Consider the following 22,120-nt stretch of genomic DNA (forward strand, 5'->3'; position numbering starts at 1 on the left):
TTAGTTTGCTTTTACCGCACTTTTAATTGTGATCAATGCTTTTCTAGGACCAGGTACGTTACCTTTTACTAATAATAGGTTACGTTCTGTGTCTACTTTCACAATCTCAAGGTTCTGGATAGTAATGCGCTCTCCACCCATACGTCCAGGTAAAAGTTTACCTTTGAATACACGGTTTGGAGCAACAGGTCCCATAGAACCAGGACGACGGTGATAACGAGAACCGTGAGTCATTGGGCCGCGTGATTGTCCGTGGCGCTTGATTGAGCCTTGGAAACCTTTACCCTTTGAGATTCCTGTTACATCAACTACATCGCCTTCTGCGAAAATATCAACTTTGACTTCCTGACCAACTTCGTAAGTTCCTAAGTCTACTCCATTGATTTCACGAATGAAGCGCTTAGGTGCTGTGTTAGCTTTAGCAACATGTCCTTTTTCAGGCTTGTTCGCTAATTTATCACGCTTGTCAGCAAAACCGATTTGAACTGCTTCATAACCGTCTGTTTCAACAGTTTTAACTTGAAGCACTACGTTTGGAGTAGCTTCGATTACTGTTACAGGGATAAGATCGCCGTTTGCAGCAAAAACTTGAGTCATACCTATCTTTTTTCCTAAGATTCCTTTGGTCATTAGTCACACCTCCTGATTAATTAAGTATTTATTGATTAAAGCTTGATTTCGATGTCCACACCAGATGGAAGATCTAAACGCATTAAGCTATCAACCGTTTGTGGTGTTGGGTTAATGATATCGATTAAGCGCTTATGAGTGCGCATTTCGAATTGCTCACGAGAATCTTTATATTTGTGTACCGCACGTAAGATAGTGTATACAGATCTTTCCGTCGGTAACGGAATTGGACCAGAAACAGTAGCACCTGAACGTTTTGCAGTTTCAACGATCTTCTCAGAAGATTGATCTAGAATTCTGTGATCATAAGCTTTTAAACGAATGCGAATCTTTTCTTTTGCCATTATTTTTCCCTCCTTTTTTCGCCTATATTATTGATAGACATTCTCCGTGAAAATTAACCTGTCACACTCGCCATGGCAAAGCGGCCGGGTGTGCCAGCAACCTTTCACATCATCGCAGTCAAAGACCAACATTATCTATTATACATCTAACAAATAGACAATGCAACTATATTTCATATAAAATCTCTGAGCACTTTTCATATTATAACGAGAAGTTGAGTTTATTGCAACATGGACTGTAAGAATTATTCATTTCAGTTTTTTCCAGTATGGTTGGTAGTTATACATCATCGTTATATTGTGTTTATTTATATAGAAGAAAGTCGTTTTTGTTTGAACTCTGGATCTAAGTTATTTTTCGTTTCTTACTAAGTCCCCTGTTGATTTCCGTTCCAGTGGCTCGCTTTCCGCGGGCGGTCTCTGGAGCCTCCTCGGCGCTTTGCGCCTGTGGGGTCTCCCTCGACACGCTGCTTCCGCAGGAGTCTCACCACTTGCACTCCAATCAACAGGGGGAGAATGGAAATTCATTATGTGTCTCTATAAAGGATGATACATAAACTTTCACTTTAAAATCCCTGATTAATAATTTGTTTGACATACATAGAATCGAGTAGGAGGGGGTGACTAACCCCCGACCTCTCACACCACCGTACGTACCGTTCGGTATACGGCGGTTCAATTAAAGTTGACGTAAACTCTGATATCTTGCATATAGACTTTTGAGCCCTTGGGAAATCCAGTAGGAGTTCCCAAGGGTTTTGTGTAGGATTGGACTGCTTGAAATTCTCCAATACTTCTTCCTAGAGTTACCCCATTCGTATGCTTTGGAAGGAATAGCCCCTAAACCTTTTAACTTTCTCACTCTGGTCTTTGAGTTCTTCCATTCTTTCCATACAATCATTCGAAGTCGTCTTCTTATCCATTTATCAAATTCTTTGAATTTGCTCGGTGTATCTGCGAGAGAAAAATAGCTGCACCAACCTACTAGGTATTGGTTTAATTTCTTAATTCTCACTTCCATTGGGATTGGTTTAGAACGAGATGTGAGTAGTCTTACTTTAGCTTTAAGTCGTTTGATACTCTCGTTTGCTATCCGAACCTTAGGTTCATAATGATAAGTGAAGCTAAAGCCAAGGAATTTACGTTTCCAAGGACGGTCCACTGCTGATTTCTCTCGATTCACTTTAAGTTTCAGCTTCTTTTCGATAAACTCAGAAATGGAGTTCATAACTCTTTCTCCTGCCTTCTTGGACTGAACATAAATGTTACAATCATCCGCATATCGAACGAAGTTATGGCCTCTTGATTCAAGCTCTTTATCGAGTTTATCCAAGAGGATGTTAGAGAGAAGTGGACTTAGCGGACCACCTTGAGGGGTCCCTTTTTCTACTTCATGTACTACACCGTTAATCATAATTCCAGCTTGAAGATACCTTCTAATTAGCTTTAGGACCGTCCGGTCTTCAACTTTAGGAGCCAGTATCCCCATTAGCTTGTCATGATTTACTTTGTCAAAGAATTTCTCAAGGTCTATATCAACCACCCACCTGTTTCCTTCTTTCATAAACCCTTTTGCTTTCCGAACGGCGTCATGTCCTCTTCTATTTGGTCGGAAGCCATAGCTATGTTCAGAAAAGGAAGGGTCAAAGATAGGAGTCAGTACCTGAGCGATTGCCTGTTGGATGAATCGGTCTGTCACAGTAGGTATTCCTAGTAAACGGACCCCACCGTTCGGTTTCGGGATTTCGACTCGACGGACAGGACTCGGTTTATAGGTTCCATTCCTTAGCGATTGACAAAGAGAGTCCCAGTTATCAACGAGATGTCTTCGTAGGGATGTTACGGACATTTCGTCAACCCCATAGCCTCCTTTGTTTCTTTCCACACGTTTAAGTGCTTCTATTAAGTTTTCCCGTGACAGTAACCTATCCATTAACATAAGATATTTCCTTTCCACGCGGACGAGTGGTCTATTTGTGTTATTCTTGCTCCACCCTCTTGGAATCCCCCGTGGGATACACCACTTCCTCTTCCAAGTAGGTCTCCTAAGAGATTGTCTGCTTCAGCACAAGAATTGTACGCATAGTTCTCGTTCTTCTTTAATTGTTCAGTCCTTCCCTTACTTTCTCGAGTAAGTAAGGTACTATGACGTCTGCTGACTTCTGACTGTTCAACTGTCTATCGCTAGACAGGTTACCAAGTGTGCTTGGCGTTTCAGTCAGATCTCCCCGGGTAAGGATGCAATCTTTCCTTCCATCTATCTGCTTCATTTACTTTGTATCACCTTTGACAGAAAGGACTTTGTTTTGTTTGGCAAACTCATCCAATAATACCTAGCCTTATATGAAGTTCGTGTTCCTCAGACCGGAAGTTTGCCGCCCGCTTCCTTCAGATTCCACGTCGCCGTGGACACCCTTGCGTTAAGCTAACTGTTACTTCTGTCTTCACAGTTCGGGACTTGCACCCTATAGATTGCACCCATGCCGAGCGCACCAAAAAACCGGCACCCCAAAGGGATGCCGGTTTTTATAAGATCTATTCAGGTCAAGAATTACTCTTGGATAGTAGCAACTACGCCAGCGCCTACTGTACGTCCACCTTCACGAATAGAGAACTTAGTTCCTTCTTCGATCGCGATTGGAGCGATAAGCTCAACTGTCATTTCGATGTTGTCACCAGGCATAACCATTTCTACGCCTTCAGGTAGGTTACAAATACCAGTTACGTCAGTTGTACGGAAGTAGAACTGAGGACGGTAGTTTGTGAAGAATGGAGTGTGACGTCCACCCTCTTCTTTAGATAATACGTAAACTTCAGCTTTGAATTTTGTGTGTGGAGTGATAGTACCAGGCTTAGCCAATACTTGTCCACGTTGGATATCGTCACGAGCAACCCCACGAAGAAGTGCACCGATGTTGTCTCCAGCTTCAGCATAGTCAAGAAGCTTACGGAACATTTCTACTCCAGTTACAGTAGTAGATTTAGGCTCTTCAGTTAAACCGATGATTGCGATAGTGTCACCAACTTTAACTTGTCCACGCTCAACACGTCCAGTAGCAACTGTTCCACGTCCAGTGATAGAGAACACGTCCTCAACTGGCATCATGAATGGCTTTTCAGTGTCACGAGCTGGTGTTGGGATGTACTCATCAACTGCAGCCATAAGCTCAACGATTCTTTCTTCCCACTCAGCATCTCCTTCAAGAGCTTTAAGTGCAGAACCTTTGATTACAGGAACATCGTCTCCAGGGAAATCGTACTCAGAAAGAAGGTCACGAACTTCCATTTCAACTAATTCTAGTAATTCTTCGTCGTCAACCATGTCACATTTGTTTAAGAATACAACTAGGTGAGGTACACCAACTTGACGAGAAAGAAGGATGTGCTCACGAGTTTGTGGCATTGGACCATCAGCAGCAGATACTACTAGGATTCCGCCGTCCATTTGAGCAGCACCAGTGATCATGTTTTTAACATAGTCAGCATGTCCTGGGCAGTCAACGTGTGCATAGTGACGGTTTTCAGTTTCGTACTCAACGTGAGCTGTAGAAATAGTGATTCCACGCTCTCTTTCTTCTGGAGCCGCGTCGATCATGTCATAAGCCATTGCAGCACCTTTACCACTGCGCTTTGCAAGTACAGTTGTGATTGCAGCTGTTAAAGTTGTTTTACCATGGTCAACGTGTCCGATTGTACCGATATTAGCATGCGTTTTGGATCTATCGAATTTCTCTTTACCCATTAGAATATCCTCCTTAGAGTTTCATTAGTTTTTTATTTTTATATGAGACATTAACAAGTGATGACCACTTATTAACCTACATACTATTTATAAAACAAGATCAGGTGAAAATCAATTATTCACCTTTATTTTTTTTGATGATTTCTTCAGAAATCGATTTTGGTACTTCTTCGTAGTGATCGAAATGCATTGTGAACACTCCGCGTCCTTGTGTGTTAGAACGTAGGGATGTTGCATAACCGAACATTTCAGATAGTGGAACCATAGCGCGAACAACTTGAGCGTTACCGCGAGCTTCCATACCTTCAACGCGTCCACGACGGGAAGTGATACCACCCATGATGTCTCCCATGTATTCTTCCGGAGTTACAACTTCTACTCTCATAACCGGCTCAAGAATTACTGGGCTACATTTTGATACTGCGTTTTTAAGAGCTAGGGAAGCAGCTACTTTAAACGCCATCTCAGAGGAGTCAACATCATGGTAAGAACCGTCAACCAATGCAGCTTTAACATCGATTAGAGGGTAACCAGCAAGAACTCCGTTTTTCATGGAATCTTCAAGACCAGCTTGAACAGCAGGTACGTATTCACGAGGAACTACTCCACCTACGATTTTGTTTTCAAATTCGAAGCCTTTTCCTTCTTCGTTTGGTTCGAATTCGATCCAAACGTGTCCGAATTGACCGCGACCACCAGATTGACGAGCAAATTTACCCTCAACTCTTGCAGATCCACGGAACGTTTCACGGTATGCTACTTGAGGAGCACCAACGTTTGCTTCTACTTTGAATTCACGTCTCATACGATCAACCAGGATATCAAGGTGAAGCTCACCCATACCAGCGATGATTGTTTGTCCAGTTTCCTGGTCAGTATGCGCACGGAAAGTAGGATCTTCCTCTTGAAGTTTTTGAAGCGCAGTAGTCATCTTATCTTGGTCGGCCTTGGATTTAGGCTCAACGGATAATTGGATAACCGGCTCAGGGAACTCCATGGACTCAAGGATTACTTGGTGCTTATCGTCACATAACGTATCACCAGTAGTAGTGTCCTTTAATCCTACAGCAGCAGCGATGTCACCAGCATAAACTACTGGAATCTCTTCACGGCTGTTTGCGTGCATTTGAAGGATACGTCCTACACGCTCACGCTTACCTTTTGTAGAGTTGATAACGTAAGATCCGGAGTTAAGTGAACCTGAGTACACACGGAAGAACGTTAGCTTCCCAACATAAGGGTCAGTCATAACTTTGAACGCTAAAGCAGCAAATGGGCCATTATCGGAAGATTCAAGAGCTACCTCTTCATCAGAATCCGGTAAAGTTCCTTTGATTGCTGGAACGTCTGTTGGAGCTGGTAGGTAGTCAATTACAGCATCAAGCATTAATTGAACACCTTTGTTTTTGAATGCAGAACCACAGATTACTGGGTAGAATTCAACGTCACAAGTACCTTTTCGGATAGTCGCTTTTAACTCTTCAGTTGTAAGCTCTTCACCTTCTAAGTACTTCATCATTAATTCTTCATCCAATTCTGCTACTGCTTCAACTAAGCGTTGACGATATTCGTCTGCTTGGTCTTTGTACTCAGCCGGGATTTCTTTTGCTTCAGAACGAGTACCTAAATCGTCTTCGTAGAAGTAAGCAACCATTTCTACAAGGTCGATGATACCTTCAAACTCATCTTCAGCTCCGATAGGAAGTTGAATTGGATGAGCGTTAGCTTGAAGGCGGTCATGGATTGTACCTACAGAGTAAATGAAGTCTGCACCGATCTTGTCCATTTTGTTGACGAACACGATACGTGGTACACCATAAGTTGTCGCTTGGCGCCAAACTGTCTCTGTTTGAGGCTCAACACCGGATTGTGCGTCAAGAACTGCTACCGCACCATCAAGTACACGAAGGGAACGTTCTACTTCAACTGTGAAGTCTACGTGTCCAGGTGTATCGATAATGTTTACGCGGTGGCCTTTCCATTGAGCTGTTGTCGCAGCAGATGTGATCGTGATTCCACGCTCTTGCTCCTGCTCCATCCAGTCCATTTGAGATGCACCCTCATGAGTTTCACCGATTTTGTGAATACGTCCTGTGTAGAACAAAACACGCTCAGTTGTAGTTGTTTTACCAGCATCAATGTGAGCCATGATACCGATATTACGTGTCTTATCTAAGGAGAACTCTCTTGCCATATGGTATTTCTCCTTCCTAAGTATCGAAATTTTGTTGTTTATACCTAAAGCTGTTAAGTACTTGTCTTAACAGCTCTAGATAATATGTGATTTTACCAACGGTAGTGAGCAAACGCTTTGTTCGCTTCTGCCATTTTGTGCATATCTTCACGCTTTTTAACTGATGCTCCAGCGTTGTTCGCTGCATCTAGGATTTCGTTAGCTAAACGCTCTTCCATCGTTTTCTCTCCACGAAGACGAGAGTAGTTAACTAGGTAACGTAGTCCAAGAGTAGTACGACGATCTGGGCGCACCTCTACAGGTACTTGGTAGTTCGCTCCACCTACACGGCGTGCTCTAACTTCAAGAACAGGCATGATGTTTTTCATCGCTTGTTCGAACACTTCCATAGGTTCTTGTCCGGAACGCTCACCAACTAGTTTGAATGCATTATAGATGATAGCTTGAGATTTTCCTCTCTTACCATCGATCATTAATTTGTTTACAAGACGAGTTACTAACTTGGAGTTATATAACGGATCTGGTAATACGTCTCTTTTTGCAACAGGGCCTTTACGTGGCATATTAATATCCTCCTTTCGCATAACTTAATGTTAAGCAATTCGTATTCTATTATTTCTTAGGCGCTTTTGGTCTCTTAGTTCCGTACTTAGAACGACCTTGCATACGGTTGTTAACTCCCGCAGTGTCAAGTGCTCCACGTACGATGTGATAACGTACTCCCGGTAAGTCTTTTACACGACCGCCGCGGATTAAAACTACGCTATGCTCCTGTAGGTTGTGACCGATACCAGGGATATAAGCAGTTACCTCAATTTGATTTGTTAAACGAACACGAGCATATTTACGCAATGCGGAGTTCGGTTTCTTCGGAGTCATTGTACCAACACGAGTACATACACCACGTTTTTGAGGAGAAGACACATCAGTCTGCGCCTTCTTGAAACTGTTATAACCTTTGTTTAAAGCTGGTGATTTAGACTTTACAACTTTGCTTGTACGACCTTTACGTACTAACTGGTTAATAGTAGGCATTTATTTTTCCTCCTTCCTCATGTTTTAAGACCACATATCCAGGTGGTTCATTTTAAGGCAAAAAACAAAGTCTTTGCGAATCTATACTCACAAAAACAGTTTTTATTGAATGATCGCAACAGCCGAGGCACCTACTTCAATCCCGCAAGCCTTCCCGAGTTTTTTCATCGAGTCAACCTTCACGATTGGAATATTGTGTTCCTTTGCAGTCTGGACAACCTTCTGTGTTACTATCACATCGGCATCCTCCGCAATGACAACCTCTTTTACTGTTCCGGATTTCAGCGCCTTCACTGTTTGTTTAGTACCAACAATGAAGGTGTTTGCCTGTATCACTTTTTCATAAGACATTGATATCCTCCAAAGCAACAGGTTATATAAGCACCTTTGCTATAGTACCATCTCTGTTTTTAGATGTCAACCCGTTTCTTGAATAACATTGAAAAGATTGTCGGGTTGCCCCGACAATCTCCCAATTATTCTACCGTTACAGGTTCTTCTTTGCCGACTTCTTTCGTCAGATCGAATTTACGGTAACGGTTCATACCAGTACCAGCTGGAACTAGTTTACCGATGATAACATTCTCTTTTAATCCTAGTAGCTCATCGCGCTTTCCTTTGATTGCAGCGTCTGTTAAGACTCTTGTTGTTTCTTGGAAAGATGCAGCAGACAAGAACGAATCGGTTTCCAGAGATGCCTTGGTAATACCCAGTAGGACCGGACGACCGATTGCAGGTGTTTTGCCTTCAATCAGCACACGCTCGTTTGCATCAGTGAATTGGTGGACATCAAGCAGGGTTCCTGGCAGTACATCCGTATCACCAGCGTCAATGACACGTACTTTACGCAACATTTGACGAACCATAACCTCAACGTGTTTATCTCCAATTTCTACCCCTTGCATACGGTATACTTTTTGAACTTCAAGCAGTAGATACTCCTGGACAGAAACCATATCTTTTACTTTCAGCAACTCTTTCGGGTCAATGGAACCTTCTGTAAGTTCCTGGCCACGTAGCACTTCAGCATTAACCCCTACTTTTAGGCGGGCAGTATATGGTACTGTGTAGTTTCTCGTTTCCACTTCACCTTGTACAGTGATTTCTTGCTGACGATCTTTTCCTTCGTTGATAGCAGTAACAACACCATCAATTTCAGAAATGACCGCTTGACCTTTCGGATTACGCGCTTCGAAAATTTCCTGGATACGCGGTAAACCTTGTGTAATATCGTCTCCAGCAACCCCACCTGTATGGAAAGTACGCATCGTTAACTGAGTTCCTGGCTCACCGATAGATTGAGCAGCGATAATACCTACAGCTTCTCCCACTTCTACCTCTAAACCAGTTGCCAGATTGCGGCCGTAACATTTCTTACATACACCATGGCGAGTATTACAAGTGAATACAGAGCGGATCGTAACATCTTCCACGCCTGCTTCCACGATGATTGTTGCGATATCCTCCGTAATCAAATCGTTTTCCGCTACAAGAACTTCACCAGTTTCCGGGTGTTTGACAGCTTTTCTAGCATAACGACCAATTAGGCGCTCTTCTAACTTTTCTACTACCTCTGTACCATCTTTCAGAGATGAGATGTGTAACCCACGATCTGTTCCACAATCAATCTCGCGGACGATAACATCTTGTGCAACGTCAACCAGACGACGAGTCAGGTAACCGGAATCGGCAGTTTTCAGTGCAGTATCGGCAAGACCTTTACGCGCACCATGTGTGGAGATGAAGTATTCCAATACCGTCAGACCTTCACGGAAACTTGATTTGATCGGAAGTTCAATGATACGTCCAGACGGGTTGGCCATCAGTCCACGCATACCTGCCAATTGTGTAAAGTTAGATGCGTTACCACGGGCTCCTGAATCACTCATCATGAAGATGTGATTCAATCGTGGCAAGGATTGCATCAGTTTGTTCTGTATTACATCCTTCGCAGCACTCCAGATGGAAATTACGCGATCATAGCGCTCTTCTTCTGTGATAAGTCCGCGACGGAACTGTTTAAGAACTGTATCTACTTTCGTTTGTGCTTCAACCAAGATTTCTTCTTTCTCTTTAAGAACCACGATATCAGCTACACCAACCGTAATACCGGCCTTGGTAGAATAACGGAATCCAAGGTTTTTCATGCGGTCAAGCATTTTGGACGTTTCTGTGATTTTGAAACGCTTGAATACTTCAGCGATGATATTACCAAGAATTTTCTTCTTAAATGGATCGATAAGTTCTTGTTGTTGAATCGCTTCTTTTACATTCGCTCCCTTTTCAACAAAGTATTTGTCCGGAGTGTTCACCTCAAGATTATGCTTTGTCGGTTCGTTGATGTAAGGGAAAGATGGCGGTAAAATCTCATTGAAGATCATTTTCCCGACAGTTGTAATAAGAAGCTTCTGTTTTTGTTCAGGTGTGAAGGTTTCGTTATCCAGGGATCCTGCATGAACCGCAACACGAGTATGCAAGTGAACATAGCCATTTGCATAAGCGATCAACGCTTCGTTAGTATCCTTGAATACCATTCCTTCTCCAACTGCATTTTCACGCTCTAATGTTAAGTAGTAGTTACCAAGTACCATATCCTGCGAAGGAGTTACTACAGGCTTTCCATCCTTAGGGTTAAGGATGTTCTGGGCAGCAAGCATAAGAATGCGCGCCTCAGCCTGAGCTTCAGCAGAAAGTGGAACGTGAACCGCCATTTGGTCACCATCAAAGTCCGCATTGTATGCAGTACATACTAGTGGATGAAGACGGATTGCACGACCTTCCACAAGTGTAGGTTCAAATGCTTGAATACCTAGTCTGTGAAGGGTTGGTGCGCGGTTCAGTAATACCGGATGCTCTCTGATTACAGATTCCAATACGTCCCAAACCTCTGGCTGTACGCGTTCGATCTTGCGTTTCGCACTCTTGATGTTATGCGCAAGGCCACGTTCAACAAGCTCTTTCATTACGAATGGTTTGAATAGCTCAAGAGCCATTTCCTTTGGTAAACCACATTGGTACATTTTCAAGTTAGGACCTACTACGATAACGGAACGACCAGAATAGTCAACACGTTTACCCAACAAGTTCTGACGGAAACGTCCTTGTTTCCCTTTCAGCATATGAGAAAGAGATTTCAACGGTCTGTTACCAGGACCGGTTACAGGACGGCCGCGACGGCCATTATCGATCAGTGCATCAACAGCTTCTTGTAGCATACGTTTTTCGTTTTGAACGATGATGCTAGGAGCACCGAGGTCCAACAAACGTTTTAAACGATTGTTGCGGTTGATAACACGACGGTATAGATCGTTCAAGTCGGAAGTCGCGAAACGACCACCATCCAATTGAACCATTGGACGCAATTCAGGAGGAATGACTGGCAGAACATCAAGGATCATCCAAGATGGCTCATTTCCAGATCCCCTGAAGGATTCCAATACTTCCAAACGTTTGATTGCTCTTGTACGGCGTTGGCCTTGAGCAGTTTTAAGTTCCTCTTTCAAGGATTCTACATCTTTTTCAAGATCGATGTCATGAAGAAGCTTTTTAATCGCTTCAGCACCCATGGATGCTTGGAAAGTCTGGCCATACTTTTCACGGTAAGCACGGAACTCTTTTTCAGAAAGAAGCTGTTTCTTCTCTAAAGGAGTATCTCCCGTTTCCGTTACTACATAGGACGCAAAGTAGATTACTTCTTCCAATGCACGCGGGGACATGTCAAGAACTAGTCCCATACGGCTAGGTATACCTTTGAAATACCAAATATGAGATACAGGAGCAGCTAGTTCGATGTGACCCATACGTTCACGGCGAACCTTCGCTCTTGTTACTTCCACTCCACAGCGGTCACAGACAACGCCCTTGTAACGGACGCGTTTGTATTTACCACAGTGACATTCCCAGTCCTTTGTCGGACCGAAGATACGCTCGCAGAATAACCCATCTTTTTCTGGCTTTAATGTACGATAGTTGATTGTTTCAGGCTTCTTCACTTCTCCGAAAGACCAAGATCTGATCTTATCCGGAGAAGCTAGGCCTATCTTCATATACTCAAAATTGTTAACATCTAGCAAGGGGCCTACCTCCCTTATAATCTACAGGTTCTACCCAAATGCTTATCTTTAAAGTCCTGTTGGTCATTAGTCTTTAGCGACAGTTTCTTTTACTGCTTCTACTTGCTCTGAATCTAAAGAGATTCCTTCAGAAGATTGCTCTTCATCATCTTCCGTGTCTCTCATTTCAATTTCTTTCTCATCGCCGGATAGGATTTTAACATCCATACCCAAACTTTGAAGTTCTTTGATAAGTACTTTGAAAGATTCAGGAACGCCAGGTTCAGGTACATTTTCACCTTTTACAATCGCTTCGTACGTTTTCACACGTCCTACCACGTCATCCGATTTAACAGTCAAGATCTCTTGAAGTGTATAAGCAGCACCATACGCCTCAAGCGCCCATACTTCCATCTCCCCGAAACGCTGTCCACCAAATTGCGCTTTACCGCCAAGTGGCTGCTGTGTAACAAGAGAGTAAGGTCCAGTTGAACGGGCATGCAGCTTATCGTCTACCATGTGGGCAAGTTTGATCATGTACATGATACCAACAGACACACGGTTATCAAACGGCTCACCGGTTCTTCCGTCATAAAGGACAGTTTTTGCATCTCTTGCCATGCCAGCCTCTTCTAAAGTGCTCCAAACATCTTCTTCACGCGCGCCATCAAATACGGCGGAAGCAACGTGGATACCAAGTGTTCTGGCTGCCATACCCAAGTGAAGCTCCAATACCTGACCGATATTCATACGAGAAGGAACCCCTAGTGGGTTTAGCATGATATCAATTGGTGTACCATCCGGCAAGTAAGGCATATCTTCTTCCGGTAAGATACGGGAGATTACCCCTTTGTTACCATGGCGTCCAGCCATTTTATCACCTTCAGAAATTTTACGCTTCTGAACGATGTAAGCACGAACAAGCTGGTTAACGCCTGGTGGCAGTTCATCTCCGTCTTCACGGTTAAATACTTTTACATCAAGGACAATACCGCCGCCACCGTGAGGAACTCTTAGTGATGTATCGCGTACTTCCCTTGCTTTCTCTCCGAAGATTGCGTGCAATAGACGTTCTTCCGCAGTAAGTTCCGTTACACCCTTAGGCGTTACTTTCCCTACAAGAAGATCTCCATCTTTCACTTCCGCACCGACTCTGATGATTCCGCGATCATCCAAGTTCTTCAGGGCTTCTTCCCCTACGTTTGGAATATCGCGAGTGATTTCTTCCGGTCCAAGCTTTGTATCACGTGCTTCCGACTCATATTCTTCAATATGAATGGAAGTGTAAACATCGTCTTTAACCAGACGCTCACTCATGATGATCGCATCCTCGTAGTTATAACCATCCCACGTCATGAACCCTACCATTACGTTACGGCCAAGCGCTAGCTCACCTTTTTCCATGGAAGGACCATCCGCAAGGATTTCACCTTTTGTAACTTGATCGCCAACAGAAACGATTGGACGTTGATTATAGCAAGTACCTTGGTTGGAACGAATGAATTTTTGCATTCTGTACTTATCAAGGTTTCCTTTAATCTGCTGCCCATCTACTTCTTCCATACGGCGAACCCATACTTCACGGGCTTCAACGCGTTCTACAACACCAGGATATTTACATATTACTGCTGCACCTGAGTCTCTTGCAGATACGTGCTCCATACCTGTACCAACAATCGGTGATTCCGGTTGCATTAATGGTACAGCTTGACGTTGCATGTTCGCTCCCATGAGCGCACGGTTGGAGTCATCATTCTCCAAGAAAGGAATACACGCTGTCGCAGCGGAAACAACCTGTTTAGGAGATACATCCATATAGTCGATTCTTTCGCTGATAACAACGGTGTTCTCCCCGCGGAAACGGGCAACAACATTTTGATCCAGGAATGTTCCATCTTCCCCTAAGCGAGCATTCGCTTGGGCAACAACATAGTTGTCCTCTTCATCTGCTGTCAAGTAATCAATTTGGTTGGTTACTCTACCACTTTCAGGGTCGACCCTGCGGTAAGGAGTTTCAATGAATCCAAACTTGTTTACTTTTGCAAAAGAAGAAAGGGAGTTGATCAATCCAATGTTTGGTCCCTCTGGAGTCTCGATCGGACACATACGCCCATAGTGGGAGTAGTGAACGTCACGCACTTCAAAGCCGGCACGCTCACGCGTCAATCCACCAGGTCCAAGCGCAGATAATCTACGTTTATGCGTTAACTCAGCCAATGGATTGGTTTGATCCATGAACTGAGAAAGCTGTGAGCTACCAAAGAACTCTTTAATGGATGCGATAACAGGACGGATATTGATCAGCTGTTGAGGCGTAATCGTGTTTGTGTCCTGGATGGACATTCTTTCACGAACTACACGCTCCATTCTGGATAAACCGATGCGGAACTGATTTTGAAGAAGCTCTCCAACAGAACGCAAACGACGGTTACCTAAATGGTCGATATCGTCAGTGTCACCGACACCATGTAAAAGGTTGAAGAAATAACTGATAGAAGCGATAATGTCTGCCGGAGCAATATGCTTTACTTTTTCTTCAATAAAGCCATTTCCCAATACCAGAATTTCTTTTTCGCCTTCTGCATCGTTAGGCGCATATATCTTAATAGACTGCATTGGAACTTCGGCATCCACAACACCTGCTGGGTGGAAAGAAGTCAGACCGATACCGTCTTCAATGTTAGGTAGAATGCGATCTAATGTTCTACGATCTAACAGTGTACCCTTTTCAACGATAATTTCCCCTGTTTCAGGGTCCACTAGCGTTTCAGCAATACGCTGGTTGAAAAGTCTGTTCTTAATATGAAGCTTTTTATTAATCTTGTATCTTCCAACACTTGCTAAATCATAGCGTTTAGGGTCAAAAAATCTAGATTCCAATAAGCTTTTTGCGTTTTCAACCGTTGGTGGCTCACCAGGGCGCAGACGCTCGTATATTTCTAGTAACGCCTTTTCAGAACTTTCTGTGTTATCCTTATCTAAAGTATTGCGAAGGTACTCGTTTTCGCCAAGAAGATCAATGATTTCTTGGTCGGATCCGAATCCAAGAGCACGCAAAAGAACCGTTACTGGTAGTTTACGAGTACGATCAATACGAACATATACAACATCTTTTGCATCTGTTTCATACTCTAACCATGCACCACGGTTTGGAATAACAGTAGCCGAAAAGCCTTTTTTACCATTTTTATCTACTTTTCCGCTGTAATACACACTTGGTGAACGTACTAATTGAGATACAATAACACGTTCTGCTCCATTAATAACAAACGTTCCTGTATCCGTCATTAACGGAAAATCACCCATAAATACATCCTGGTCTTTTACTTCACCAGTTTCTTTGTTAATGAGACGAACCTTCACACGTAAAGGAGCTGAGTATGTAACATCTCTTTCCTTTGATTCTTCAACGGAATATTTAGGTTCCCCTAAGCTATAGTCGATGAATTCTAACGATAGATTTCCAGTGAAGTCCTCAATAGGAGAAATATCATGAAACATTTCTCTCAAACCCTCATCAAGGAACCATTGATAAGAAGAGGTTTGAATTTCTATTAGATTTGGTAATTCTAATACTTCACTAATGCGAGCATAACTTCTGCGTTGGCGGTGTCGTCCATATTGAACTAGTTGACCTGTCAACTCATTCACCCCTCGTATCAAGCGTTATTAAAGAGGATGTTCAAATAGTCCGGTAAAAAAGCTATAGAATTTCTTCGTCAACTTGCCTCTCCGCCCCTCACGTATACCAATCATACGCTCCGGTGCTCGAACCTTCGCTTCCTTGAAATTCTTTGCTCTTTTTATCCTCCTATTTGAACAAACCACTTAAAGCCAAACAAAAAAATTTTTCAACACAGCAGAAAACTACCATGTTAAAAAAGAAAAATGGTTTCAATACAGAAAACCACATTTTTTTACATTCGCTCTATTGATTTTACTATCTTTTCCAAGCATACTAATTTTATACATGCAATTGACATAAAATTATTATAGCTCAAAAAAATACATATTGGCATTAAACAATGCTACCACAACAAAAAACCAACGTCAACCTTTTTTTGATCTAATTATATAGTAGCCTTTTTTCTTCATAACCACTTCTACTTCTTCAAATAATGACTCCAGCTTCTCCATTGCCGATGGTGCACCTTGCTTTTTTTGGATGACGATCCACAGCTCGCCGCCTATAGCCAAATGCTCGAATGCTTTCTCCAAAATTTCATGCACCACTTTTTTCCCCGCACGAATTGGCGGGTTGGAAAGGATAGCTGCATAATCGGTAGAAGTTACCTTTTCATAAATGTTACTAGAAAAGATGTTAACATTTTGGATACCGTTTCTTCCGGCATTTTCGTTTGCCAGTTCGACAGCTCTCTCATTGATATCTATCATATCTACTTGTCGGTCGGGAAAAGTCTTGGCAAGCGAAAGACCAATCGGACCATAACCGCATCCGACATCCAGTATATTTCCTGGAATTTCAGGCTCCGCAAAAGCTTCAATCAGAACTTTCGATCCGAAATCCACTTCTTTTTTTGAAAAGACGCCAGCATCCGTAATAAAGGAAAGCTTATGGCCTTTCAGTTCATAATCCCAATGTTGTCTGTTGCTTTCCACGGATGGTTTGTTAGTAAAATAATGATCTGAAGCCATAGTCATTCTCCTTACTTCAAGTAGTAGCTAAAATGATAGTTAGTACGTTTGAAAAAAACAGTAAGCAAACTATCTAACCTTTATTTGCAGTTCGATAGTTTAAAAAAAGCTCGCTAACGGGTAGCGAGCTTTCTTAAGAGCCTGTAATTACTTAACTTCTACAGAAGCTCCAACTTCTTCAAGTTTAGCTTTAACTTCTTCAGCTTCTTCTTTAGCAATACCTTCTTTAAGAGCTTTAGGAGCGTTGTCAACTAATTCTTTCGCTTCTTTCAAACCAAGACCAGTAAGTTCGCGAACTACTTTGATAACCTTGATTTTTTGTCCGCCAGCGCTAGCTAGGATTACGTCGAATTCAGTTTGCTCAGCAGCAGCTTCAGCAGCTACACCAGCAGCAGCTACAGGAGCAGCAGCAGTTACACCAAATTCTTCTTCGATTGCTTTTACTAGGTCGTTTAATTCTAAAACAGTCATATTCTTAACCGCTTCAATGATTTGTTCGTGTGTCATTGTTATTTTCCTCCTTAATAATATATGGGTTTTTTGTTTCTTTACTTAACTTGCTAGATGAAAATTAAGCGCCTTGCTCTTCTTTTTGCTCTGCAACTGCTTTTGTAACAAGAGCCAGGTTGCGGATTGGAGCTTGAAGAACGCTAAGCAACATAGAAAGTAGACCTTCGCGGGATGGAAGTTCAGCAAGAGCTTTCACTTCTTCCACAGTAGCTACGTTTCCTTCGATTACACCAGCTTTGATTTCCAATGCTTCATGCTTTTTAGCGAAGTCATTCAAAATTTTAGCAGGAGCTACTACATCTTCAGTAGAGAATGCGATAGCGTTTGGTCCTGTAAGTGCATCGTTAAGTCCAGTGATCTCCGCTGCTTCTGCCGCACGGCGAGTTAAAGAGTTTTTGTAAACCTTGAACTCAACACCTGCTTCACGAAGTTGTTTACGAAGTTCTGTTACTTCTGCCACGTTAAGTCCACGGTAGTCAACTACGATTGTAGAAACAGATCCTTTGAACTTATCAGCGATTTGTCCAACAATTTCCTTCTTCATTTCAACTGCTTTGCTCATCGTTACACCTCCTATATAGTTGGTTACTACTTATACCGACCGGTGTACATAAAGAATGCCTCCACGTATCATGGAGGCAGAAATTTTAGTTTAAAAGCATAAAGCCTTTTATCGTAAAATCTACACCTCGGTAGGAAATTAAGCTCTAATGAGCACCTACTGTCTACGGTACAAACAATATTATTTTATAAACACAACGATTATTATAACCGCGTGGTTAGCTTATGTCAATATGTTAGTTTTTTACAGCTACAACAGTAGAAGTATCAACTTTAACGCCAGGGCCCATTGTAGAAGTAACGGCTACGTTCTTCATGAATGTACCTTTAGCAGCAGCTGGTTTAGCTTTTTGTAAAGTTTCAAAGATAGTACCGAAGTTCTCAACAAGTTTGTTATCTTCGAAAGAGATCTTACCGATTGGAACGTGGATGTTACCGGATTTGTCAAGGCGGTATTCTACTTTACCAGCTTTGATTTCGTTAACAGCTTTCGTTACATCAAATGTTACAGTACCAGTTTTAGGGTTTGGCATTAAACCTTTAGGTCCTAATACGCGACCAAGTTTACCAACTTCACCCATCATGTCAGGAGTAGCTACGATAACATCAAAATCGAACCAGCCTTGGCTGATCTTTTGAATCATATCCGCATCTCCAACGTAGTCAGCTCCAGCAGCTTCCGCTTCTTTCGCTTTCTCGCCTTTAGCAAACACTAAAACCTTTTGAGTTTTACCAGTTCCGTGAGGTAGAACTACTGCTCCACGGATTTGTTGGTCGTTTTTACGAGGGTCAACTCCAAGACGGAATGCAACTTCCACAGTAGCGTCGAACTTCGCGGTGTTTGTTTTCTTAACTAATTCGATAGCTTCGTTTACAGAGTAAGCCGTTTGACGGTCTACAAGTTTCGCAGCTTCGATGTACTTTTTACCTCTTTTAGCCATTTTAAATGTCCTCCTTATGTGGTTTTAGCGGAATAACCTCCCACGAATAAAGGTTGCGAATTGGCAATAGACCGAATCCGCAACCCCGAACAGCAGTTAAATCAATAGCGATGGATTAGTCTTCGATGACGATACCCATGCTACGAGCAGTACCTTCAACCATGCGCATTGCAGCTTCTACACTGGCAGCGTTAAGGTCTGGCATTTTCGTTTCCGCAATCTCGCGTACTTTGTCACGCTTAACTGTTGCAACTTTATTACGGTTTGGTTCACCAGAACCAGACTGGATACCAGCTGCTACTTTAAGTAATACTGCAGCAGGTGGAGTTTTCGTAATAAATGTAAATGAACGGTCTTCAAAAACCGTAATTTCAACAGGGATAATAAGACCAGCTTGGTCCGCTGTACGAGCGTTGAACTCCTTACAGAAACCCATGATGTTAACACCTGCTTGACCTAGTGCTGGTCCAACTGGTGGTGCTGGGTTAGCTTTCGCTGCTGGAATTTGTAGCTTTACCAATTTGATTACTTTTTTAGCCACGAGACACACCTCCTTAAGTCCGTGATGTGGTATCTGGGATTGCTCCCTCCCACTCAACTCATTCTTTATATATTAGATAAAGAATATTTTTTTATTAATAGTCTCTTTTTGAGAGACATACTGACCTTTGAAATAATATCACTTTTACGAAATTATTTCAAGTTTTTTTACATTATAATTTTTCGATCTGTGTAAAGTCAAGCTCCACAGGGGTTTCACGGCCGAACATATTTACAAGAACTTTCACTTTATGCTTATCTTTATCCATCTCAGTGATATGTCCAGTGAAGTTTGCGAAAGGACCTTCTTTTACGCGTACCGTTTCTTTCATTTCGAAATCTACCTCGATCTGTTTCTCCGCCATCCCCATTCTCTTAAGAATGAATTGGATCTCGTCATCCAATAGAGGGGTAGGTTTGGAGCCAGAACCGCTCGATCCTACGAATCCAGTTACACCAGGAGTATTACGCACCACATACCAGGAGTCATCTGTCATGACGATTTCCACAAGTACATAGCCTGGGAATACTTTCTTCTTGGTTACTTTTTTCTTGCCGTTCTTGATATCGGTTTCTTCCTCTTCCGGAACAACAACACGGAAGATTTTGTCCTGCATTCCCATAGACTCTACTCTTTTTTCTAAGTTCGCTTTTACTTTATTCTCGTAACCGGAATAAGTATGAACGACGTACCAGCTTTTTTCCATGTATAAGGACTAACTGTCCGTCCCTCCCCATTAATCTTTATTTTTTGTTGCTTGATTCATATTAGCCAAGCTGCCTTGAGATTAAGATCTTGACTCTAAACACCCTGTTGGTTGCAGCGAGGGGAGTTCGCTTTCCGCGGGCGGCCTCGGGAGCCTCCTCGGCGCTTTGCGCCTGTGGGGTCTCCCTTGACACGCTGCTCCCGCAGGAGTCTCACCCCCTGCGCTACAACCAACAGGGGCAAAGGTTAAAAATAAACATCCCCCATGTAATTAATCAATAATGGAGTGTCATTGTAAAACACTTCTATTCACATAGGTTGTATCAATCATTATTGTAACAGAAGCTAATATAAACTCGAATCTTCTTGAAAAACACGACTATATTGTTCACATGATATAGCCTACCTATTTTTCTCCAAATGAAAAAACCCGTTGGACGGGTTTTTTTGTAAACAGTATTAATCACATTATACCATGATATAACATGACTTATTCAAGTGCAAAAAGAATAAGTGCGAAATTTATCGTATTACTAGACGAATAAGCTCGGAAATCCCTAGATCTACAACATAAAAGAACACTGCTGCAAAAACAACGGTAGTTACTACTGTGATTGTATAGCGAGTTAATTCCTTACGTTTAGGCCAAGAGACCTTTTTCATTTCACGGTTTACACCACGAAAGAAGTTAGTTAAACGTTGCATCCATGTAACCTCCAACCCCATAAATACTATTATCTATTTTGTCTCCCGATGAACGGTATGAGCATTGCAAACCTTACAAAATTTCTTTATTTCCAAACGCTCGCCAGTTTGCGATTTCCCTTTTACAGTAGAGTAGTTCCTTGAACCACACTGCGCACAGGCAAGCACCAATTTACTCTGCATTGAGTACACCACCACATACATAGATGTCCATAAAAATGTAACATACCTGTAACATGGATGTCAACGGTACCAAAAATGGAGTTGGACACTTATCAGAGCGTAATCTCCCTTAATTCTAGGTATCTCTCTAACTTTCTTTTGACCCGCTGCAAAGCATTATCGATTGACTTCACATGCCGGTTTAAATCTTCTGAAATTTCCTGATAGGATCTTCCATCCAGATAGAGAACCAGCACCTTTCGTTCGAGATCACTTAAAAGCTCTGCCATTTTGACTTCGATATCATCAAATTCCTCTTGGTTAATGATCAGTTCTTCAGGATCCATCACTTTAGCACCTGAAATCACATCCATTAACGTACGATCCGATTCCTCATCATATATAGGCTTGTCCAGTGAAACGTATGAATTAAGTGGAATATGCTTTTGTCTTGTTGCTGTCTTGATCGCTGTAATGATCTGCCTTGTAATGCACAGTTCGGCAAACGCCTTGAAGGAGGTAAGCTTGTCCTCTCTGAAGTCGCGTATTGCCTTATAGAGGCCTATCATTCCTTCCTGCACAATATCTTCGCGATCTGCACCAATGAGAAAGTAGGATCTAGCTTTCGCTCTTACAAAGTTTTTATACTTGTTGATTAAATAGTCCAGCGCTTCACTATCACCTAAATGCACGTGTTCGACTACCTGCTCATCTTCCATTAATTCCAATACCCTGCTAGTTTTTCTTGGGTCGCTCACTATCACACCTATCCCTCCGACCGAAACAGTAGATAGAAATATTATACAGTAGGCTTAATTTGACCGTCAACCACTCATCGCTGCCCTCTGCGCCATTTTTCAAAAATTGCTGAAAGTTCAGTGTTCAGTTCAATACGTTTTGAGGGCTTTTCGTTGGTAAAATTTGTTACTTTCTTTTTTATTCGATTCTCTATGGCATTGGTTTCATTCAACAGCTCACGGGCCGATTTTCTCAATGCTCCTTGTCCGAATATTGCCCATTGCTCGGTAAAATCGGACGTGGCAACATGGATCTGGGTGCGAATATCGCTGAGACTGATTGCCAGTTTTTCTATCCGTTCGTCTGCGGTTTCATTTTCCCGAGTATAGATGACTTCCACACGATGGTTTTTATATTTCGTTTCAATGCCTTGTGATAGGTGGGCATCAAACACCACCAACACGCGATAGCCTGTATAAGCCTGGTATTCCGCCATTTTTGAAACAAGGATATCACGTGCCAGAGCAAGATCCTGATCCTTCAGTACTCTCAGCTCCGGCCACGCGCCAATAATGTTGTAACCATCTACAAGCAAGATATCCAT

21 protein-coding genes and 1 other annotated feature are annotated in these 22,120 nt (G+C 42.5%); all 21 genes read right to left on the reverse strand.

Annotated features, from left to right (window positions below; all coding sequences use genetic code 11):
* The 21 genes from rplC to ACFVAD_RS21920 all read right to left on the reverse strand — a co-directional run bounded on the left by rplC (position 1) and on the right by ACFVAD_RS21920 (position 22,120).
* Positions 1 to 630, reverse strand: coding sequence for a 50S ribosomal protein L3 (gene rplC, locus ACFVAD_RS21820; protein ID WP_386645259.1), 630 nt, complete (start codon positions 628 to 630; stop codon positions 1 to 3).
* Positions 631 to 665: 35 nt separating this feature from the next.
* Positions 666 to 974, reverse strand: a complete 309-nt coding sequence (gene rpsJ, locus ACFVAD_RS21825) for a 30S ribosomal protein S10 (protein ID WP_010191483.1) — start codon at positions 972 to 974, stop codon at positions 666 to 668.
* 679 nt (positions 975 to 1,653) lie between these two features.
* Entirely contained in the window at positions 1,654 to 2,913 is a 1,260-nt protein-coding gene (ltrA, locus tag ACFVAD_RS21830; RefSeq protein WP_386645262.1) for a group II intron reverse transcriptase/maturase, read from the reverse strand.
* Positions 2,914 to 3,073: 160 nt separating this feature from the next.
* Complete coding sequence (locus ACFVAD_RS21835; protein WP_386645265.1) at positions 3,074 to 3,244, reverse strand: hypothetical protein; 171 nt, start codon at positions 3,242 to 3,244, stop codon at positions 3,074 to 3,076.
* A 281-nt stretch (positions 3,245 to 3,525) separates the two neighbouring features.
* Positions 3,526 to 4,716: an elongation factor Tu gene (gene tuf, locus ACFVAD_RS21840; protein ID WP_386645268.1), complete on the reverse strand. Its 1,191-nt coding sequence runs from the start codon at positions 4,714 to 4,716 to the stop codon at positions 3,526 to 3,528.
* Positions 4,717 to 4,831: 115 nt separating this feature from the next.
* Positions 4,832 to 6,910, reverse strand: a complete 2,079-nt coding sequence (gene fusA, locus ACFVAD_RS21845) for an elongation factor G (RefSeq protein ID WP_386645271.1) — start codon at positions 6,908 to 6,910, stop codon at positions 4,832 to 4,834.
* A gap of 92 nt (positions 6,911 to 7,002) precedes the next feature.
* Positions 7,003 to 7,473, reverse strand: a complete 471-nt coding sequence (gene rpsG / locus ACFVAD_RS21850; RefSeq protein WP_386645274.1) for a 30S ribosomal protein S7 — start codon at positions 7,471 to 7,473, stop codon at positions 7,003 to 7,005.
* 49 nt (positions 7,474 to 7,522) lie between these two features.
* A complete protein-coding gene (gene rpsL, locus ACFVAD_RS21855) occupies positions 7,523 to 7,945 on the reverse strand; it encodes a 30S ribosomal protein S12 (protein WP_010191479.1) in 423 nt (140 codons plus the stop codon).
* 102 nt (positions 7,946 to 8,047) lie between these two features.
* Positions 8,048 to 8,296, reverse strand: a complete 249-nt coding sequence (locus tag ACFVAD_RS21860) for a 50S ribosomal protein L7ae-like protein (RefSeq protein ID WP_204420033.1) — start codon at positions 8,294 to 8,296, stop codon at positions 8,048 to 8,050.
* 125 nt (positions 8,297 to 8,421) lie between these two features.
* Positions 8,422 to 12,018 (reverse strand): DNA-directed RNA polymerase subunit beta', encoded by a 3,597-nt coding sequence (gene rpoC / locus ACFVAD_RS21865; protein ID WP_386645278.1) that lies wholly within the window; start codon positions 12,016 to 12,018, stop codon positions 8,422 to 8,424.
* A 66-nt stretch (positions 12,019 to 12,084) separates the two neighbouring features.
* Positions 12,085 to 15,639, reverse strand: a complete 3,555-nt coding sequence (rpoB, locus tag ACFVAD_RS21870) for a DNA-directed RNA polymerase subunit beta (RefSeq protein WP_386645281.1) — start codon at positions 15,637 to 15,639, stop codon at positions 12,085 to 12,087.
* A gap of 408 nt (positions 15,640 to 16,047) precedes the next feature.
* The gene (locus ACFVAD_RS21875; protein ID WP_386645283.1) at positions 16,048 to 16,653 is read right to left on the reverse strand and encodes a class I SAM-dependent methyltransferase; all 606 of its coding nucleotides are present in this window, start codon (positions 16,651 to 16,653) and stop codon (positions 16,048 to 16,050) included.
* Between the two features lie 147 nt (positions 16,654 to 16,800).
* A complete protein-coding gene (gene rplL / locus ACFVAD_RS21880) occupies positions 16,801 to 17,160 on the reverse strand; it encodes a 50S ribosomal protein L7/L12 (protein ID WP_386645286.1) in 360 nt (119 codons plus the stop codon).
* 64 nt (positions 17,161 to 17,224) lie between these two features.
* Complete coding sequence (gene rplJ / locus ACFVAD_RS21885) at positions 17,225 to 17,725, reverse strand: 50S ribosomal protein L10 (protein ID WP_386645289.1); 501 nt, start codon at positions 17,723 to 17,725, stop codon at positions 17,225 to 17,227.
* 42 nt (positions 17,726 to 17,767) lie between these two features.
* Positions 17,768 to 17,912, reverse strand: a sequence feature (ribosomal protein L10 leader region).
* Positions 17,913 to 17,960: 48 nt separating this feature from the next.
* The gene (gene rplA, locus ACFVAD_RS21890; RefSeq protein WP_386645292.1) at positions 17,961 to 18,665 is read right to left on the reverse strand and encodes a 50S ribosomal protein L1; all 705 of its coding nucleotides are present in this window, start codon (positions 18,663 to 18,665) and stop codon (positions 17,961 to 17,963) included.
* 115 nt (positions 18,666 to 18,780) lie between these two features.
* Positions 18,781 to 19,206 (reverse strand): 50S ribosomal protein L11, encoded by a 426-nt coding sequence (gene rplK, locus ACFVAD_RS21895; RefSeq protein WP_386645295.1) that lies wholly within the window; start codon positions 19,204 to 19,206, stop codon positions 18,781 to 18,783.
* Positions 19,207 to 19,378: 172 nt separating this feature from the next.
* Positions 19,379 to 19,912: a transcription termination/antitermination protein NusG gene (nusG, locus tag ACFVAD_RS21900; protein ID WP_386645298.1), complete on the reverse strand. Its 534-nt coding sequence runs from the start codon at positions 19,910 to 19,912 to the stop codon at positions 19,379 to 19,381.
* Between the two features lie 521 nt (positions 19,913 to 20,433).
* A complete protein-coding gene (gene secE, locus ACFVAD_RS21905) occupies positions 20,434 to 20,616 on the reverse strand; it encodes a preprotein translocase subunit SecE (protein ID WP_204420047.1) in 183 nt (60 codons plus the stop codon).
* A gap of 33 nt (positions 20,617 to 20,649) precedes the next feature.
* Positions 20,650 to 20,799, reverse strand: a complete 150-nt coding sequence (gene rpmG / locus ACFVAD_RS21910) for a 50S ribosomal protein L33 (protein ID WP_386645301.1) — start codon at positions 20,797 to 20,799, stop codon at positions 20,650 to 20,652.
* Positions 20,800 to 20,891: 92 nt separating this feature from the next.
* Positions 20,892 to 21,542 (reverse strand): RNA polymerase sporulation sigma factor SigH, encoded by a 651-nt coding sequence (sigH, locus tag ACFVAD_RS21915; RefSeq protein ID WP_386645303.1) that lies wholly within the window; start codon positions 21,540 to 21,542, stop codon positions 20,892 to 20,894.
* A gap of 68 nt (positions 21,543 to 21,610) precedes the next feature.
* Entirely contained in the window at positions 21,611 to 22,120 is a 510-nt protein-coding gene (locus ACFVAD_RS21920) for an NYN domain-containing protein (protein WP_386645306.1), read from the reverse strand.

This window comes from Sutcliffiella sp. NPDC057660 (assembly GCF_042800035.1).
GTDB lineage: Bacteria > Bacillota > Bacilli > Bacillales > Bacillaceae_I > Sutcliffiella_A.

Bases quoted from the DNA above. Each gene is read 5' to 3' on its own strand.
- rplJ (WP_386645289.1), bottom strand. From the start codon at position 17,725: ATGAGCAAAGCAGTTGAAATGAAGAAGGAAATTGTTGGACAAATCGCT.
- rpmG (WP_386645301.1), bottom strand. From the start codon at position 20,799: ATGCAGAGTAAATTGGTGCTTGCCTGTGCGCAGTGTGGTTCAAGGAAC.
- rplC (WP_386645259.1), bottom strand. From the start codon at position 630: ATGACCAAAGGAATCTTAGGAAAAAAGATAGGTATGACTCAAGTTTTT.
- tuf (WP_386645268.1), bottom strand. From the start codon at position 4,716: ATGGGTAAAGAGAAATTCGATAGATCCAAAACGCATGCTAATATCGGT.
- rpsJ (WP_010191483.1), bottom strand. From the start codon at position 974: ATGGCAAAAGAAAAGATTCGCATTCGTTTAAAAGCTTATGATCACAGA.
- rpsL (WP_010191479.1), bottom strand. From the start codon at position 7,945: ATGCCTACTATTAACCAGTTAGTACGTAAAGGTCGTACAAGCAAAGTT.
- ACFVAD_RS21860 (WP_204420033.1), bottom strand. From the start codon at position 8,296: ATGTCTTATGAAAAAGTGATACAGGCAAACACCTTCATTGTTGGTACT.
- nusG (WP_386645298.1), bottom strand. From the start codon at position 19,912: ATGGAAAAAAGCTGGTACGTCGTTCATACTTATTCCGGTTACGAGAAT.
- secE (WP_204420047.1), bottom strand. From the start codon at position 20,616: ATGCAACGTTTAACTAACTTCTTTCGTGGTGTAAACCGTGAAATGAAA.
- ltrA (WP_386645262.1), bottom strand. From the start codon at position 2,913: ATGTTAATGGATAGGTTACTGTCACGGGAAAACTTAATAGAAGCACTT.
- rplA (WP_386645292.1), bottom strand. From the start codon at position 18,665: ATGGCTAAAAGAGGTAAAAAGTACATCGAAGCTGCGAAACTTGTAGAC.
- ACFVAD_RS21835 (WP_386645265.1), bottom strand. From the start codon at position 3,244: ATGAAGCAGATAGATGGAAGGAAAGATTGCATCCTTACCCGGGGAGAT.
- ACFVAD_RS21920 (WP_386645306.1), bottom strand. From the start codon at position 22,120: ATGGATATCTTGCTTGTAGATGGTTACAACATTATTGGCGCGTGGCCG.
- ACFVAD_RS21875 (WP_386645283.1), bottom strand. From the start codon at position 16,653: ATGGCTTCAGATCATTATTTTACTAACAAACCATCCGTGGAAAGCAAC.
- rplL (WP_386645286.1), bottom strand. From the start codon at position 17,160: ATGACACACGAACAAATCATTGAAGCGGTTAAGAATATGACTGTTTTA.
- rpsG (WP_386645274.1), bottom strand. From the start codon at position 7,473: ATGCCACGTAAAGGCCCTGTTGCAAAAAGAGACGTATTACCAGATCCG.
- fusA (WP_386645271.1), bottom strand. From the start codon at position 6,910: ATGGCAAGAGAGTTCTCCTTAGATAAGACACGTAATATCGGTATCATG.